Origin of the sequence: Bartonella sp. CM120XJJH, from assembly GCF_042194715.1 — a bacterium.
GTDB lineage: Bacteria > Pseudomonadota > Alphaproteobacteria > Rhizobiales > Rhizobiaceae > Bartonella.
Genome location: NZ_JBHINE010000147.1, coordinates 1 through 294, shown reverse-complemented (window position 1 = coordinate 294; position 294 = coordinate 1). Strand labels below are relative to the sequence as shown.

Genomic DNA, 294 nt, shown 5'->3' with positions numbered 1-294 from the left:
TATTGTCAACATTACTGGATCAGTTATATGCATTTCTTCGTTTTACGCCCTACTCCATGTATGATCTTCTCCCTACAAAGCTTCTTTTTCAGAAAAATAATGGCTGAAATTAAGCAGCAATAACAACGAGGAAATCAATCAGCACGCCCCCGTTCAAACAAGACAATATCCCCCAAAGCGACAGCTTCATCAGGTGCGACAAAAATATCCTCACAAGGTTGCGTTATGTTCACATGATGAACGCCCTCAACCATCAAGCGGCTTAGTATCCAACTTAAAGAGAGATCAAGGACA

1 pseudogene is annotated in these 294 nt (G+C 41.2%); it reads right to left on the bottom strand.

Going from position 1 to position 294, the window contains the following annotated elements:
* Positions 1-134: 134 nt before the first annotated feature.
* Positions 135-294 (bottom strand): annotated as a pseudogene (locus ACFIKU_RS10260) (baseplate assembly protein); the annotation flags it as partial.